This is a genomic window from Streptomyces sp. NBC_00483, assembly GCF_036013745.1.
Taxonomy (GTDB): domain Bacteria; phylum Actinomycetota; class Actinomycetes; order Streptomycetales; family Streptomycetaceae; genus Streptomyces.
In genome coordinates, this window is the sequence record NZ_CP107880.1 from 5,915,924 (window position 1) to 5,931,486 (window position 15,563).

The window sequence follows — 15,563 nt, forward strand, 5'->3', positions numbered from 1 at the left end:
CCTCATCGATACAACTCGCTTGCTACGGCGCCAGGTTGGTGCCGATGCGTGCCGTCGCCGAGGTGCCGAGCGTGGTCCTCGTGAAGGTCTTGGTCGAGGACAGGCCCAGACCGCTGGAGTTGCTCGGTACGTACGTCAGGTTGCCCTCGCCCGTGTTCTCGCCCGCCGTGCCGAGCACCAGGTCGGTGCGGCCGTAGCCGGAGAGGTCGGTGAGGGCGACGGCCGAGCCGAGGTTGTCGTTCGACTCGGTGGAGCCGGGGACGCCGGCGGTGTCCTGCGTGACGGTGAGCGCGCCGGTGCCGGTGATCCCGGTCGAAGTGCCCTTCAGCAGGATCGAGTTGCCGGCGTTGGAGCGGTTCGAGGTGCGGGTGATGTCCTCGTTCGGGGCGCCCGCGAGCACGTCCGCGTAGCCGTCGATGTTGTAGTCGCCCACCGCGATCGAGGCGCCCATCGCGTCGCCGGACTCGGCGGCGCCGGGGACGCCCGAGGTGTCCTGGTTGACGCTCTTGGCGCCCGTGGCGGTCAGGCCCGTACCCGCCAGGCCCTTGACGAAGGTGACCTGGCCGCCCGCGGCCGCGCCGGACTCGGCGGTGTAGGGCTGGCCGATGGCGATGTCGTCGATGCCGTCGCCGTTGATGTCACCGGCGCCGATGGAGCGGCCGCCCTTGACGGTCAGCGTCGCGGCCTTGCGCAGGCCGCCCGAACCGCCCTTGTACCAGACGACCTTGCCGAGGCTGCTGCCGTCGCGGTAGTTGAGCGCGACGTCCGCGTAGCCGTCCTGGTTGAAGTCACCGGACGCGGCATCCTCGTAGGACAGGTTGTCCTCGGTGGTGGTGATCGTGGAGTCGGTGTCCCAGCCGTCGCCGTAGCGGGCGCTCCAGGTGCCGCCGGTGCCGGTGGAGGCGGCGAACACGTCGGCCTTGCCGTCCGCGTTGAAGTCGCCGACGGCCACCGCCGAGCCGAACCTGGCGTTCGTCAGCTCGTAGCTGCCGTCGATGTTGACGCCGGTGCCGGTGGTGAAGTCCGGGCCGTTCAGGATCGTGTACGCGCCGCGGTTGGAGTGACCGCCCGTGTCGTCCTCGCCGGGCTGGCCGACGACGATGTCCGTGTAGCCGTCGCCGTTGATGTCGCCGGTGGCGGTGGAGGCGCCGAACTCGTCGCCGCTCTCGCCCGCGCCGGGGACGTCGCCACTCGACTGCGAGATCAGCTTCTTGCCGGTCGTCGTGGGTCCGGAGACGCTGCCGGGCACGAGGGCGATCTGGCCGCCGCTCGATCCCTTGGGCAGGCCGGCGACGATGTCGTCGGTGGCGTCACCGACGACGTTCTGGCTCGCCAGGGCGTGCGAGACGCCGGGGGTGGCGGCGAGCGTCGCGATGCGGCCCAGCTTCGGGTACAGGTTCGCGCCGGGGCACAAGGTGGTGTTGGTGTCCTTGTGGCCGAAGACGCGCGGCAGCGTGATGGTGGAGTCGAGGGGGACCTTGTTGCCGTCGGTGCCGAGGTCACCGTTGGACGTCAGGGTCACCTTGTCGGTCGCCTTGATGCCGTACTGGCCGAACTTCCAGGCGACGACGCGGGCGATGGAGTCGAGCGCGGCCTTGGTGGGCTTCGTCTTCTCGAAGTTGCCGATGTACGAGATGCCGACGGTGTCGGTGTTGAAGCCGTAGTCGTGGGCGCCGTGCACCGGCAGGTCCATGCCGCCGGTGCGGCCCTCGAAGATCTGGCCGCAGCGGTCGACCACGAAGTTGTAGCCGAGGTCGTAATAGCCCTTGGCGACGTGGTCCTGCTGGATCTCGCGCAGCCGCTGGGCGCTCTGCGCGCAGGGAATCTGGTTGTCCGAGTCGACGCCGGTGTGGTGCACGACGGCGGCCTTGATCTCCGTGTCGTACGTGGGAGTTCCGTCGTGCGGGAGGCCGGGGCCCCACACCGACTGGGGGATGATCGTCGGCTTCACGACGGTCGAGGGGCGGGCCTCGGGCGGCGCCTCGTCGGCGGTGAACGCGGCGGTCTGGGGGGCGCCCTTGCGGGTTCCCGTGCCCGGGTCGATCAGCTTGACGTCCATCCCGGACGGCAGGCCGGACGCCTTGCCGTCGGCGTCGACGACCCGCACCTCGACGCCGTTCGAGGCGGCGCTCGTGGACACGGACGTGGTGCCGCCGCGGATGTCGGTGCCCTTGCGCTCGGCGCCGTCGGCGTCGTTCGTCTCCTCGGGCAGGGTGGTCCATGCCCCCCACGCGCCCGACTCGGCGTTCCGCGCCCGGAACTGGGCCGTTCCGTCGAGCTCGTCCTTCGTGTCCTTCCACGTCACCGACACGGCGTTGAACGGCTTCGTCGACTTCTGCGGAACGACCTTCCGGTCCGCCTTCGTCTCCAGGCTCAACGTGTGCACGGCCGCGGCCCGGTACGCGGCGGCCGGGGCCGCCTCCGTGCCGGGATCGGCCATCGCGTACGACACGACTCCGGCGCCGCCGACCACGACCGCCCCCATCGTGATCCACGCTCTCCGCTTGAGACTCAGCGGCCTGTACGCGTGCGATCTGCGCGCGCCGGCCGCGTCTTCTCGCGAATGTCGCGGGCTCAATTGCCCCACCCCTTGATGAAGTTCACATGGACCCCGCGTGACACGCGGGTAGACGCTCTATCCAGCGAACGACAGTCGAAAAGCGTCACGGGTTGTGCGGGTGTGGCGCAGGTCACTGTGTGGGGTTCGGTAGGGGAGCGGTTCGGGGCGTCGGGGCGTCGGGGCGTCGGGCCGTGGGGCCGTCGGGTCGCCTGTGACGTTTCTGTGGAGGGTGGCGCTGATCCCGTCAAGGGGTGGTGGGCGCGGGTGCGTCCGCCTTCTGTGGAGACGTGCGAAGAGGGAAGCGCTTGGGCCAGGGAGGGGAACCCCGTCGTGCGCAGGCGCACGACGGGGAGCTGGGCGCGGCCGTCGCGCGGGCCCAGGAGGGGGACGAGGCCGCCTTCGCCGTCGCCTACCGGCTCGTACAGCCGGGGCTGCTCGGGTATCTGCGCGGGCTCGTGGGCGACGAGGCGGAGGACGTCGCCTCCGACGCGTGGCTGGAGATAGCCCGGGATCTGGGGCGGTTCCGTGGGGACGGGGCCGGGTTCCGGGGGTGGACCGCGACCATCGCGCGGCACCGTGCTCTCGATCTGATGCGGCGGCAGAAGGTGCGGCCGAGGCAGTCCGTCCTGGAGCAGGACGTGCTGGAACTGCCCGGTGGGCACGACACCGCGGAGCAAGCCCTTGAGGCCCTCTCCACGGAGAGTGCGCTCGCGCTGCTCGATCTGCTGCCGCGCGATCAGCGTGAGGCCGTGCTGCTGCGAGTCGTCGTCGGGCTCGACGCGCCCGCCGCCGCCCGCGTCCTCGGCAAGCGGCCCGGAGCCGTGCGCACGGCGGCGTACCGGGGGCTGAAGCGGCTCGCCCGGCAGTTCGGAGACGGCGGGGCGGGAGGGCGTCCGGTGTGACGGATCACGGGGCGCGCACGCTGGGGGAGGCGAGATGACTGCGAATTCCTCACCGCCGGTCGAACCCGGCGGCGAACCCGACGGTGCGGGCCGCGCCGCCGACCGGTCCTCGGTCGGCGCGCTGCTCGGCGACGCCGTGCGGGGCGGTGACCCGGGTGTGGACGGCGAGCGGCGGGCGCTCGCCGCGTACCGCGAGGCCCGCGACGCGGGGGCGCTCGGCGCGGCGCCCCGCAGGCGCGACGACTGGCGCCCGGGCCTGCGGTGGGCGGGGTGGCCGGTGCGGGCCGCGGCCAACTCCCCGCGGGGGAGGGGCAGGTAGGACCGCACGGCGAACGGGACCGGAAATGCGGGACGGCCGAGGTCGCCACCCCCCACAGGAGAGACCCCGGCCGCCGCGCGTTACGGGTCGCGAGCGGCCCGTACTTATCTCAGCGCCGCCGATGCGTTTTCTGTCACACCGCCCTGAGACCCCGTTGGTTGCAAGTTGTACGAACATGGACGCGAGGACGTTTCAGGCCGTAGCGTTCTGGTTCGCGCCGGGCGCGCGCGCCCGTATCCACGGCGCACACGGCTTCACGGCCAGAGCAGGGCAGGGGCAGGGAGTGCTGGGGGACGACGCGGAGCTGACCGCCGCGGTGCTTGCGGCGCGGGACGGGAGCGAGGCCGCGTTCCGGACCGTGTACCGCACCGTGCACCCACGGCTGCTCGGATACATACGCACGCTCGTCGGCGACCCGGACGCGGAGGACGTCGCGTCGGAGGCCTGGCTCCAGATAGCCCGCGACCTCGACCGCTTCGAGGGCGATGCCGACCGGTTCCGCGGCTGGGCCGCCCGGATCGCCCGCAACCGCGCGCTCGATCACATACGCATGCGGGGACGCCGGCCCGCCATCGGTGGCGACGAGTCCGAGCTCACCGGCAGACCCGCCCTCTCCGACACCGCCGACGAGGCCATGGAGTCCCTGGCCACCGGCGACACCATGGCGCTCATCTCCAAGCTTCCGCAGGACCAGGCCGAGGCCGTCGTGCTGCGCGTCGTCGTCGGACTCGACGCGAAGAGCGCCGCACAGACCCTCGGCAAGCGGCCCGGCGCGGTCCGCACCGCCGCGCACCGGGGCCTGAAGCGGCTCGCCGAACTGCTCGGCGCCGCCGAACCCACCGCGGCCGGGAACTCCGCCGATTCCCTCGAAGCGGTACCGACTCCACGGCGCGACCGCACCCGTACGGCGACGTCCGCAGGTGTGACGCATTCGCGTTCGCGGACGCAGAAGGACATGTGATGGCCGACGAGCACGACAAGTGGCTTAACCGCGACGCGGCGGACCGCCTGCTGCGCGGAGAGGCCCCGGCCGTATCCGGAGACGACGCCCTGCGGGCCGACCGACTGACCGCCGCGCTGTATGCGCTGGCCGAGGTGCCGGCCGGACCCGAAGGTGAACTCCCGGGCGAGGACGCCGCGTTGAAGGCGTTCCGTGAGACGCGTGCCGTCGCGGCTGTGAACGGCGCCGTGAACAGCCCCGCACGCGCGGGCCGCGCCCGGCGGTCCGCCCGGTCCACCCGGTCCGCCCCGAAGGCGTCCGGGCAGCGTTCGTTCTGGGGTCGCCCCGCGCGGTTCGGAGCCGTCGCCGCGTTCGCCGTGTGCATGGTCGGCGGAGTCGCGGTCGCCGCCGGGACGGGGGTGCTGCCCTCGCCGTTCCGCGAGTCGGACGATCCGGCGCCGGCCTCGTCCGTGTCCGCCGCCGCGAGCCCCGATCGGCCGCTCGCCTCGTCCTCCGCGGGGGTCACCGAGGACGGCCACGCGGTGCCGAGCCCGACGAAGCCGCCCGGCACCTCCGGCAGTGGGTCCGCCTCCGGCTCCCCGTCCCACCGCCACGGCGCGGGCGAGCCGCGCGAGGGGCGCCCGCCCCAGGGTCGGGGCCCCGGGCCGAACGGGACCGGCCCCGAAGGGGCGAGGGCCCAGGCGCGCAAGCTCGTCGACACCTGTCGCAAGTACCGGGGCGGGGAGTCCGGCTCCGTGGACGTGCGGCGCCTGGAGGCGTCCGCGAAGGCCCTCGGACAGGACACGCGTAGCCTCGACCGCTTCTGCGACCGCGTCCTGGCCCGCGCCGGAGCCCCCACCGCGCCGGCCGACAGGACCGCCTCGCAGCACACGGACAACAAGAGCGACTCGGGAAGCCAGAGCGCCTCGGACGACGGCAACGGTCGGCCGGGCGGCAAGGGTGGCGGCGAGCGCGGCGGCGACAACGAGGACGAGGACGGCGACCCGGACGGCGGCGCGAGCCCGAGTCCCAGCGTGAGCTCCAGCCCGAGCCCCAGTGGCAGCGCGATCCCGACTCCGTGACCTGCGGAAACGTAACGGGTCAAAAAGGTTGCGCTCCAGGTGTGACGTTTCTGGACGCCCCGGCGCAGTAATGAGTGAGCCGACTGGTCATCGGCCGCGCACGAGCCCGGGTTCCCCCCGTACCTGGTGCTCAGTGCCACTGGCGCGGGTGGGACACGTTCCCCCGGTCCCACCCGCGCCACTCAACATGTCACCTGCGGAACACATCACCTGCGGATGTCTGCGGGGCCTCACCAGTAGACGACGACCTTGTCGCCGTTCCTCACCTGCGCGAACAGCTGCGCGATCTTCTTCTCGTCCTTGACGTTCACGCAGCCGTGCGAGGCCCCCGCGTATCCGTGCGCCGCGAAGTCCTCCGAGTAGTGGACCGCCTGGCCGCCGCTGAAGAACATCGCGTACGGCATGGGGGAGTCGTAGAGCGTCGACACGTGGTGCCGGGACTTGAAGTACACGGGGAAGACGCCCTCGCGGGTCGGCGTGTACTCGGATCCGAACCGCACCTCCGTCGTCATCAGGCGCTTGCCGTCCACCATCCACGCCAGCGTGCGATCGGTCTTGCTGATGCACACCACCCGCCCCTTCATGCAGCGCGGGTCCGGCTCCGCGGGAGTCTGGCCGCCGAACTGGTACAGCTCCCACTTGCCCGGCTCGTGCGTCATCTTCAGCAGGCGCTGCCAGGTCACGGTGTCCGTCTCACCCGTGCGCGGCAGCCCGCGCTTGCCCTGGAATCCCTTGACCGCGTCGGTCGTCGTGTCGTCGTACGTGCCCGTGGGCCCGTTGAAGAGCCAGTCCACCTGACGCAGCCGCGCCTGCAGCTCCCGTACGTCCTTGGAGCTGTCACCGGGGGAGAAGAGGACCTTGGCGGCGGCCGGCGCGGGCTTTGCGGACCCGGTGGGCTTGGCGTCGTCGGAGGGCGGCCGGGACGCGTCGTCCGTGGGCAGCCGGGACGAATCGTCGGTGGGCAGCCGGGTCGAGTCGTCGGTGGGCAGCCGGGTCGAGTCGGGGGCGGACGGCTGGGACGTCAGTGGCGGTGCGGCGCGCCCGCCGCCCCCCACCGCCTGGGCCTTGCACCCGCCGACCAGGGCGAGCACCCCGGTGACCGCGATCGATGAACGTAGGACAGCTGTCCGCATGACGTCCCCCCGCCTGCCGCGCCGTTCACTCTTGTCACGACGGATGCTGCCCGCGCCGGAACGGCTCCGAACTCAGGGTGACGCCCGATGTGATGACGCGGGGCAAACACGGGAAAGTCTGTGAGCAAGGTCCCAGCGCGGGGCTCTCCACTGCCCGCACGCCCGCCGCTACAGTCCGTCGCGAGAGTTGTTCACTACTGGTAAGTAATCAGCGCAAGTAATCAGCACCAATCGGCAAGCATCTGCAGGTCATCGCTGGAGGCACAACCATGGCGCGCGAATCCGAGTCCGGACTGCCCATCGAGCCGGTCTACGGTCCGTCGGCCCTGGAGGGCTGGGACCCGGATCGGAAGCTGGGCGAACCGGGCGCGTACCCCTTCACGCGCGGTGTGTACCCGTCGATGTACACGGGCCGCCCGTGGACGATGCGCCAGTACGCCGGGTTCGGCACGGCCACCGAGTCCAACGCCCGCTACAAGCAGCTCATCGCGAACGGCACGATGGGCCTCTCCGTCGCCTTCGACCTGCCGACCCAGATGGGCCACGACAGCGACGCCCCGATCGCCTCAGGCGAGGTCGGCAAGGTGGGTGTCGCGATCGACTCCATCGACGACATGCGCGTCCTGTTCGGCGGCATCCCGCTGGAGAAGGTCTCCACGTCGATGACGATCAACGCCCCGGCCGCGCTGCTGCTCCTGATGTACCAACTCGTGGGCGAGGAGCAGGGGGTGCCGGCCGACAAGCTCACCGGCACCATCCAGAACGACGTGCTCAAGGAGTACATCGCCCGCGGCACCTACATCTTCCCGCCGAAGCCCTCGCTGCGGCTCATCGCCGACATCTTCAAGTACTGCAAGGCCGAGATCCCGAAGTGGAACACCATCTCGATCTCCGGCTATCACATGGCCGAGGCGGGTGCCTCTCCCGCGCAGGAGATCGCCTTCACGCTCGCCGACGGCATCGAGTACGTCCGCACGGCCGTCGCCGCCGGCATGGACGTCGACGACTTCGCCCCGCGCCTGTCGTTCTTCTTCGTCGCCCGTACGACGATCCTGGAGGAGGTCGCCAAGTTCCGCGCGGCGCGCAGGATTTGGGCGAAGGTGATGAAGGAGGAGTTCGGCGCCAAGAACCCCAAGTCGCTGATGCTCCGCTTCCACACGCAGACGGCCGGTGTGCAGCTCACCGCCCAGCAGCCCGAGGTGAACCTGGTGCGCGTCGCGGTCCAGGGGCTCGGCGCGGTCCTCGGCGGCACGCAGTCGCTGCACACGAACTCCTTCGACGAGGCGATCGCGCTCCCCACCGACAAGTCCGCGCGCCTGGCCCTGCGTACGCAGCAGGTCCTCGCGTACGAGACGGACGTGACGGCGACGGTCGACCCGTTCGCCGGCTCGTACGTCGTCGAGAGCATGACGGACGACGTGGAGGCCGCCGCCCTCGAACTCATGGACAAGGTCGAGGAGATGGGCGGCGCGGTCAACGCGATCGAGCGCGGCTTCCAGAAGAGCGAGATCGAGCGCTCCGCCTACAGCATCGCCCAGGAGACCGACTCCGGTGAGCGCGTCGTGGTCGGCGTCAACCGCTACCAGCTCGACGAGGAGGAGCCCTACGAGCCGCTCCGCGTCGACCCCGCCATCGAGGCGCAGCAGGCGGAGCGGCTCGCGAAGCTGCGGGCCGAGCGGGATCAGGGGGCGGTCGATGCGGCGCTCGCCGCGCTGAAGAAGGCGGCCGAGGGTGAGGACAACGTCCTCTACCCGATGAAGGACGCGCTGCGCGCCCGCGCGACGGTCGGCGAGGTGTGTGACGCACTCCGCGGGATCTGGGGCGCGTACGTCCCGTCGGACGTGTTCTGACGGTTCCCGGAGTCTCGGCTGGGCCGGGGCGTTTCCGCGCCGCGGGGTTCGTGCGGCGGCACCGGGGCCGGGCTCACGGGGCTCTGCCCCGGACCCCGCGCCTCAATCTCCCCCAGCTAACGCTGGGAGGTGCCCCCTGCGGGGCTTGATCGGTGTCCGGTATCCGGAATTCGGGAGCGGCCCCGCGGACGGCCGTGCGACACTCCCGGCATGCTGGGTGTCATCGATCTTCCGACCTATCTCGCGGGCCTCGCCCTCATCATTCTTCTGCCGGGGCCGAACTCGCTGTACGTGCTCTCCGTCGGCGCCCGCCGCGGCATACGCACCGGCTACAAGGCGGCCGCCGGTGTGTGGTGCGGGGACACCGTCCTGATGACACTCTCCGCCGCCGGAGTCGCCTCCCTGCTCCAGGCCAACTCCGTGATCTTCGGGATCGTGAAGTACGCCGGCGCCGGCTATCTGACCTGGCTCGCGATCGGCATGATGCGCGCCGCGTGGAGCATGTGGCGCACCCGCAAGGAGCGGCTCGCGGCCGAGAGCGGCGCCGCCGAGGAGACGCCCGCGCAGGAGCGGCCCTTCCGTCGCGCCTTCGTGATCAGCCTGCTCAACCCCAAGGCGATCCTGTTCTTCATCGCCTTCTTCGTCCAGTTCGTCGACCCGTCCTACGCGTACCCCGCCCTCTCCTTCGTGGTCCTCGGCGCCTTCGCGCAGGCGGCCAGCGTGCTCTACCTGTCGGCGCTGATCTTCAGCGGCATGAAGCTGTCCGCCGCCTTCCGTCGCCGCAGGCGCCTCTCCGCGGGCGCGACCTCGGCGGCCGGGGTGCTGTTCCTCGGCTTCGCGGTGAAGCTGTCGCTGGCCAGCGTGTAGTGCCGATACGGTGACCGGCCGGTCGCTCCGGTCACCTCACCCCGGACTCCGCCAGGTACTGGTCCAGCCCTTCCGTCGTCTCCCCGGCCCATGCCACGTAGCCGTCCGGGCGGATCAGGAACACGCCCCTGCCGTACGCCTCGTATGCCGGGATGCGGGTTGTGTGTATGAAGTCGCTCAAGTCGCTCAAGTTGCTCTTCAGCGGCGGGAGTTCCGCGTCCGTGGCCACCGTCAGGAGCGTCCAGTGCGGGCCCCGGAAAGCGTCGAAGAGCCGCACCCCGCCGCGCCGGCCGTCCGGTGCCCGGTCGCCCGCTCGCAGCGCGTCGTCCGCGAGCCCCGGGCGGGTCTCCCGGGTCAGCGTCGACTCCCGGTAGCCGATGCCCAGTTGCTGCACCTCGTCACCGCGCTGCGTGCGCCTGTCCGCGGCGCCCGCCCGGTGGATGCGCGTGCTGATGCCGAGGATGCCCTCCGCCACCGGTATCCGCTCCTCCTCGTACGTGTCCAGAAGCCGGGCCGGGGCTCCGAACAGCACCGCCGCCAGCTTCCAGCCCAGGTTGTACGCGTCCTGCACGCTCGTGTTCAGGCCCTGGCCGCCGGCCGGGGAGTGGACGTGCGCCGCGTCGCCCGCGAGGAAGACCCGGCCCACCCGGAAGCGGTCCGCGAGTGCCGCCCGTGCCCGGAAGTCGGAGGCCCAGAGCACCTCGGCGATGTGCTCCTCGGAGAGTGCCGTGCGCGTCGCGAGGAGCTTGGTCACCGCTTCCGGTGAGGTGTCGGGGACCGCCGACTCGTCCGCGTACTGCGCCGCCAGTTGGTAGACGCGGCCCTTGTCCTCGGCCATCGGCAGCGGGCAGAACGCCACCCCGCCCTCCGGCGCCTTCGGCCACACGTGCCAGTGCGTGTCCGGGATCGGGGCGTCGTCCGTGACCCGCACGTCCGCCACCAGCATCGGCTTCGGGTCGACCGTCTCGCCGGTCATGCCGACACCCAGCAGCCCCCGGACCGTGGAGCGGCCGCCGTCCGCCGCCACCGCGTACCGCGCACGCACCGCCGAGCCGTCCCCGAACGTCGCCGTCACCCCGTCCGCGTCCTGCGTCAGGCCGGTCAGCGCGGCACCGAAGCGGACGCCGCCGCCCAGCTCCCGCAGCCGCGCGTACAGAATCGCCTGCGTGCGGGCCTGCGGTATCAGCCACGCGTTGGCGAACGGCACCCCCTCCGTCTGCTCGGAGCGCTGCATCATGTCCCACTCGTCGCCCGGCTCGGCGCCCTCCCAGATCCGCATCCGCGGATACTCCGAGCCCGCCGCGTGGATCTCCCCGAGGACCCCGAGGTCGTACAGCACCTCCTGCGTACGCGGCTGGAGGCCCTTGCCTCGCGAGCCGGGGAACAGCCCGTCCGACCGCTCGACCAGCAGCGCCCGCGTCCCGCGCCGCGCCAGATCCGTCGCCAGCGCCAACCCTGTCGGGCCCGCACCCACGATCAGGACGTCCGTCGTCTCCGTGGCTGTCTCCGTGCTCGTCACCGTGTCCTTCGACATCGCCGCCACCCTCTCCTTAACACCGTTAAACCGGCCCGACTCCGAGCATGGGCTTAACGGCGTTAAACTGTCAAGCGTGGCTGAGCAGAAGAACCCGAAAGACGTGAAGAAGGCCAAGGCGGACAAGCCGAAGGCCGACAGGCCGAAGCTCGACAAGGCGCACGTCGCCGACACCGCCCTCGACCTGCTGAACGACGTGGGGCTCGAAGGGCTGACGCTGCGTGCCATCGCCAAGGAGCTGAACGTGCAGGCGCCCGCCCTGTACTGGCACTTCAAGAACAAGCAGGCGCTGCTCGACGAGATGGCGACCGTCATGTTCCGGCGCATGACGCAGGCCGGGGCGCAGACCGGTGCCGAGGCCGGCGCGCAGCCCGGCGCAGAGGTCCGGTACGAGCCCTCCGGCAGCTGGCAGGAGTGGCTCATCGAGGGCAACCGGCAGTTGCGCGCGACCCTTCTGCGCTACCGCGACGGCGCGAAGGTCTTCAGCGGATCACGGTTCACCGGCACCGACCACGGCCCCGAGCTGGAGGCGAACCTGCGCCTCCTCACCGGTGCCGGGTTCACCCCCGACCAGGCGGCCTGGGCCGGCACCACCGCGTACATGTACACGCTCGGCTTCGTCACGGAGGAGCAGGGCATGCGGGCGTCGTCCGGCGAGGGGCCCGCGGTCGTCGACGTGGAGGAGCGGGCGCGGAAGCTGGCCGACTACCCGCTCGCCGCCGCCGCGGGCGGTCAGCTCTTCGCGGCGTACGACGAGCGGTTCGAGGAGGGGCTGCGGCTGATCGTCGCGGGGATCGAGGCGCGCTACGGAGTGCGCTGAGCCATCCCCGGGTTCGCGCTACGGAGTGCGCTGAGCCGTCCCCACCCCGGTCCCCACCCCGGTCCCCACCCCGGTCCCCGCCCCCGGCCGCCGGTTGAGCGACCTGCGCAGCAGCGGCGTCGCCCACTCCTCGACGTACCGGTTCAGCAGCCAGGCGAGCGTCAGCATCAGCGCGATCGTCCCCGCGAAGGTGACCGACGCGGGCAGGCCCACGCGTCGGTGCAGGGCCGCGATCGCCACCCAGCCCAGGTGCTCGTGGACCAGGTAGAAGGGGTACGTGAGGGCGCCGGCGACCGTCAGCCAGCGCCAGTTCGCCCAGCGCGTCCAGCCGACGGCGATCGCCGCCACCGCCGCGAAGCCGAGCGTGACCACCACGACGATCCCGAACGACGAGCGGTACGAGAAGAAGTCCGGGTTCGGCGCGTGCCACGTCCGGTCGACCGCGAAGTGCTGACCGATCAGCCAGCTCACCGCGACGATGCCCCACGCCGTGACGTCGCGCCGGTCGCGGTGGACCAGGTACAGGCCGATGCCGCCGATGAAGAACGGCGCGTACTCCGGCATCAGGACGAGATTCGCCAGCGCCGCATCCGGGCCGGAGCCCTCCGCGAGTACCGCCGCCAGCGTCCACACCGCGCAGAACAGCACCACCCGGTGCCGGGTCGCCCCCGGCAGTACGACGCAGAGCGCGAACAGGGCGTAGAAGCGCAGCTCCGCCCAGAGCGTCCAGCACACGCCCAACACCCGGTCCACGCCCAGGGGTTGTTGCAGCATCGTCAGGTTCACGAGCGCGTCGCTGGGCGACACCGCCTCGTAGACCACGACCGGCAGCGCGAAGATGGCCGTCACCAGGACGATCGCCACCCAGTACGAGGGGAGGAGGCGGGCGGCGCGCGAGGCGAAGAAGGAGCGCAGGGGTCTGCCCCAGCCGCTCATGCAGATCACGAAGCCGCTGATCACGAAGAAGATCTGCACACCCAGGCAGCCGTACGCGAACCAGCCGTGCAGGGAAGGGAATTGGCTGCTGGGTGACGTTCCCCAGGCCTGGGAGATCTCGCCGTCCCTGCCTCCGTAGTGGTACGCCGCCACCATCAGCGCGGCGATCAGCCGCAGCCCGTCCAGGGCGTACAGGCGGGACGCGGGGCGCGTGAGCACGGCCTTCGCCTGCGGCTCCGTCTGGGGCGCGGGGAGCGGGGGCAGCGTCGTGCCGGGAGCCGTCATCCGAGGGTCGCCCGCTTCAGGGAGCGGGCGCGCTTCGCGACCCTGCGCACCGTCGCGTTGCGCGGGATGAAGGCGAACTGGGCCGGGAGCGCGCCCGGCAGGGCGAGCGAGGTCAGTCGGCGTCGCTTGAAGTAGCGCCAGGTGCGGTCGTCGAGGCGCGTGGCGAGATAGCGCTCGGCGGGGCGGCGCAGATCCGGGTAGATCTTGGCCTGCATGGCGTAACCGACCGCACGCAGAAGCTCGTCCAACTCGCCAACCGGCAGCGGCTGTTCCTGCGCCTCCACCGCCGTGCGGTCGGACAGGTCGGGCAGCAGCGCGTCGACGATGGTGACCGGCACCCGGTTGCTGTTCTGGTACGGCGTGAGGCGGTCCAGGAGCGTCGACGTGCCGATGCGCGCCACCGGGATGCCGTACAGGGCGCTCGCGGTGAGCAGTGCCGTGGAGAAGCAGCCGACGACGAGGACCGGGCGCATCCGCTGGTAGAGGACCTCGGCGAGGACGGGCGTCTCCAGAACGGTCAGTTCGACGCCGAGGCGTTCCGCCTCCTTCTCCAGCGTGCGCGAGAAGCGGGCCGGCGCGGTGGGGTGCGGCTTGAACACCACGTGCTTGTGGCCGAGTTGGGCGGCGCCGCGCATCATCCGGACGTGCAGGTCCTCCTCCTCGTCGGCCGTGAGGATGCCCAGGGCGGAGAGGTACTGGCCGAGCAGGAGCGCCGGTTCGCCGGGGAGGCGGGGCAGTTCGCCGGTCGCGTCGCACAGCTCGGCGAGGACCTTGAGGAAGACCTCGGTCGGTACGACCTCGGGCTCGACGCCGAACTCCGTGAGCAGCAGCGGCTTCAGGCCCGGCACCAGGTCCAGATGGAGCAGGCGGCGCACGCGCGTGCCGATCAGCGGGTCGATCTTGTTGCGGGTCGGTCCGTAGCTCATCAGACCGTCCGCGTACACGTCGACCGGGGCGCCCGCGAAGATCTGCGCGACCGCCATCGCGGGGCTGACCTGGATGGACTCCACGGCCAGCTCGACGTTGTCGTCGCCGAGGTCCCAAAGGAGCCGCAAGTAGCGTTCCCACAGCGGGATGTCGTCGGTGCGCGGCGACCAACTGCCGGGGTGGTAGGGGGAGATCGCCTCGTTCCACGACAGGACGCCGTCGAAGCGGCCCCGCAGCTGCTCGAAGCCGGGCATCTCGTCGACGGCGGGGGTGGTCTCGGGCGTCGCCGCGTTGTTGGCGATCAGCAGCAGCGTGCGGTCCGCCGGGGCGAACAGGTCGGCGTCGAGGGCCGCGGCGAGCGTCGCGGCGCCGTACAGGGTCGAGGCCAGCAGGATGCGGGTCGTCATGCCGTGACCTCCGCGCTGACCGGGCGGCGGCGGAGCCGGCGCAGGCGGGTGGCCCGCTGGGTGTCCATCGAGTCGAGCGCGTCGTCGAGCACCCGCTGCGGCATGCGCTTGAGCGCGGCCGCGCTGAGCGACTTCAATGTGCGGGCCACGGGAGGTTCGAACCTTTCGATGGATCCCAAGTGGTGGGAAATGATGGCGCAGTACGTACGCACGGCCTTCGGGAGAAGCAGCTCGGCATCCCGGTCCTGGGCTGTTTCCCGGACGACCTGGTCGAATGCCCGGATGAAATCGAGCTGCCGTACGTCACCGATCTGAGTGAGCGACGACGAGACGCCACGGCGATAGAAAACGCCCAAAGTGGAGACCGCCGCAAAGGATTTCGCCTCGCGGTGCAGCCGCCAGATCCACGGCCGGTCCTCCGCCGTGCGCAGCCCGTCCGTGAAGTGCAGCAGCCCCTCGTCGGCGAGCCGCCGGTGGTACATGCCGGCCCACGCGTACGCGTAGTCGACGCCGGTCGAGCGGTCGGCGGGCAGGATCGCCGCGCGCGGGTCCATGACGACGTCGCGCAGACCGTGCGGGAAGCGGTGCACCGAGCGGGCCCGCGCCGTGCACTGGACGTGATCCGTGCGCACGAAGTCGCAGCCGAGGCCCTCCATGGCGGCCAGCAGCTGCGCGTAGTACCCGGGCGCGAGCCAGTCGTCGCCGTCCAGGAAGGCGAGATATTCGCCGCGGGCCCTGTCGAGTCCTGTGTTGCGGGCGGTCGCGAGTCCTCCGTTCCGTTCGTGTCGCACGACGACCGCGCCGGGCAGCTCGCGCTCGGCGCGCGCGAGAATGTCCGGTGTCTCGTCCTTGGAGCAGTCGTCGACGAGAATGAATTCGAAGTCGTCGCGTGCGTTCGCTCGCAGACTTCTGAGGGTGTCGGGCGCGTATTGCTGCACGTTGTAGAACGGCACGATGACGGAGAGCTTGACCACGACGGTGACGTTAGGGCGCGGCCCGGC

At 71.3% G+C, this 15,563-nt stretch carries 12 protein-coding genes and 1 pseudogene; 7 read left to right on the forward strand and 6 right to left on the reverse strand.

Annotated features, from left to right (window positions below; translation table 11 throughout):
• Positions 1–22 precede the first annotated feature (22 nt).
• The gene (locus tag OHA73_RS26655; RefSeq protein WP_327656314.1) at positions 23–2,485 is read right to left on the reverse strand and encodes an N-acetylmuramoyl-L-alanine amidase; all 2,463 of its coding nucleotides are present in this window, start codon (positions 2,483–2,485) and stop codon (positions 23–25) included.
• A gap of 380 nt (positions 2,486–2,865) precedes the next feature.
• On the opposite strand from OHA73_RS26655, the pseudogene OHA73_RS26660 reads away from it, so the two are divergent.
• The 4 genes and pseudogenes from OHA73_RS26660 (at position 2,866) to OHA73_RS26675 (ending at position 5,803) form a co-directional block, all read left to right on the forward strand.
• Positions 2,866–3,500 (forward strand): annotated as a pseudogene (locus OHA73_RS26660) (RNA polymerase sigma factor).
• Positions 3,497–3,781: a hypothetical protein gene (locus OHA73_RS26665; protein WP_266713344.1), complete on the forward strand. Its 285-nt coding sequence runs from the start codon at positions 3,497–3,499 to the stop codon at positions 3,779–3,781. The pseudogene OHA73_RS26660 and the gene OHA73_RS26665 overlap by 4 nt, the downstream one beginning before the upstream one ends.
• A 283-nt stretch (positions 3,782–4,064) precedes the next feature.
• Entirely contained in the window at positions 4,065–4,742 is a 678-nt protein-coding gene (locus OHA73_RS26670) for an RNA polymerase sigma factor (protein WP_266718809.1), read from the forward strand.
• On the forward strand, positions 4,742–5,803 hold the full coding sequence (locus tag OHA73_RS26675) for a hypothetical protein (protein WP_327656315.1): 1,062 nt from the start codon (positions 4,742–4,744) through the stop codon (positions 5,801–5,803). Before OHA73_RS26670 ends, OHA73_RS26675 begins: the two co-directional genes overlap by 1 nt.
• Positions 5,804–6,033: 230 nt before the next feature.
• Here the strand turns inward: OHA73_RS26675 and OHA73_RS26680 are convergent, their stop codons facing one another.
• Positions 6,034–6,936: a L,D-transpeptidase family protein gene (locus tag OHA73_RS26680; RefSeq protein ID WP_327656316.1), complete on the reverse strand. Its 903-nt coding sequence runs from the start codon at positions 6,934–6,936 to the stop codon at positions 6,034–6,036.
• Positions 6,937–7,205: 269 nt separating this feature from the next.
• Between OHA73_RS26680 and OHA73_RS26685 the strand changes: the two genes are divergently transcribed.
• Both OHA73_RS26685 and leuE read left to right on the forward strand, forming a co-directional pair.
• The gene (locus tag OHA73_RS26685) at positions 7,206–8,786 is read left to right on the forward strand and encodes an acyl-CoA mutase large subunit family protein (RefSeq protein WP_327656317.1); all 1,581 of its coding nucleotides are present in this window, start codon (positions 7,206–7,208) and stop codon (positions 8,784–8,786) included.
• 210 nt (positions 8,787–8,996) lie between these two features.
• Positions 8,997–9,653: a leucine efflux protein LeuE gene (gene leuE / locus OHA73_RS26690; RefSeq protein ID WP_266713352.1), complete on the forward strand. Its 657-nt coding sequence runs from the start codon at positions 8,997–8,999 to the stop codon at positions 9,651–9,653.
• 31 nt (positions 9,654–9,684) lie between these two features.
• Here leuE and OHA73_RS26695 read toward each other — a convergent pair whose 3' ends face one another.
• Positions 9,685–11,187 (reverse strand): FAD-dependent monooxygenase, encoded by a 1,503-nt coding sequence (locus OHA73_RS26695; protein WP_327656318.1) that lies wholly within the window; start codon positions 11,185–11,187, stop codon positions 9,685–9,687.
• Positions 11,188–11,290: 103 nt separating this feature from the next.
• On the opposite strand from OHA73_RS26695, the gene OHA73_RS26700 reads away from it, so the two are divergent.
• The gene (locus OHA73_RS26700; protein WP_327658530.1) at positions 11,291–12,007 is read left to right on the forward strand and encodes a TetR/AcrR family transcriptional regulator C-terminal domain-containing protein; all 717 of its coding nucleotides are present in this window, start codon (positions 11,291–11,293) and stop codon (positions 12,005–12,007) included.
• An 18-nt stretch (positions 12,008–12,025) separates the two neighbouring features.
• On the opposite strand, the gene OHA73_RS26705 is transcribed toward OHA73_RS26700, so the two are convergent.
• Genes OHA73_RS26705 through OHA73_RS26715 form a run of 3 tightly spaced genes read right to left on the reverse strand, consistent with a single transcriptional unit; the run spans position 12,026 to position 15,536 of the window.
• On the reverse strand, positions 12,026–13,228 hold the full coding sequence (locus tag OHA73_RS26705) for an acyltransferase family protein (RefSeq protein ID WP_327656319.1): 1,203 nt from the start codon (positions 13,226–13,228) through the stop codon (positions 12,026–12,028).
• Positions 13,225–14,562: a polysialyltransferase family glycosyltransferase gene (locus tag OHA73_RS26710; protein ID WP_327656320.1), complete on the reverse strand. Its 1,338-nt coding sequence runs from the start codon at positions 14,560–14,562 to the stop codon at positions 13,225–13,227. The genes OHA73_RS26705 and OHA73_RS26710 overlap by 4 nt, the downstream gene beginning before the upstream one ends.
• On the reverse strand, positions 14,559–15,536 hold the full coding sequence (locus OHA73_RS26715; protein WP_327656321.1) for a glycosyltransferase family 2 protein: 978 nt from the start codon (positions 15,534–15,536) through the stop codon (positions 14,559–14,561). The genes OHA73_RS26710 and OHA73_RS26715 overlap by 4 nt, the downstream gene beginning before the upstream one ends.
• Positions 15,537–15,563: the final 27 nt, after the last annotated feature.

What these genes read in the sequence shown, in the direction of transcription:
- OHA73_RS26655 (WP_327656314.1), bottom strand. Translation starts at nt 2,485, where the DNA reads ATGGGGGCGGTCGTGGTCGGCGGCGCCGGAGTCGTGTCGTACGCGATG.
- OHA73_RS26665 (WP_266713344.1), top strand. Translation starts at nt 3,497, where the DNA reads ATGACTGCGAATTCCTCACCGCCGGTCGAACCCGGCGGCGAACCCGAC.
- OHA73_RS26675 (WP_327656315.1), top strand. Translation starts at nt 4,742, where the DNA reads ATGGCCGACGAGCACGACAAGTGGCTTAACCGCGACGCGGCGGACCGC.
- OHA73_RS26680 (WP_327656316.1), bottom strand. Translation starts at nt 6,936, where the DNA reads ATGCGGACAGCTGTCCTACGTTCATCGATCGCGGTCACCGGGGTGCTC.
- OHA73_RS26685 (WP_327656317.1), top strand. Translation starts at nt 7,206, where the DNA reads ATGGCGCGCGAATCCGAGTCCGGACTGCCCATCGAGCCGGTCTACGGT.
- leuE (WP_266713352.1), top strand. Translation starts at nt 8,997, where the DNA reads ATGCTGGGTGTCATCGATCTTCCGACCTATCTCGCGGGCCTCGCCCTC.
- OHA73_RS26695 (WP_327656318.1), bottom strand. Translation starts at nt 11,187, where the DNA reads ATGTCGAAGGACACGGTGACGAGCACGGAGACAGCCACGGAGACGACG.
- OHA73_RS26705 (WP_327656319.1), bottom strand. Translation starts at nt 13,228, where the DNA reads ATGACGGCTCCCGGCACGACGCTGCCCCCGCTCCCCGCGCCCCAGACG.
- OHA73_RS26710 (WP_327656320.1), bottom strand. Translation starts at nt 14,562, where the DNA reads ATGACGACCCGCATCCTGCTGGCCTCGACCCTGTACGGCGCCGCGACG.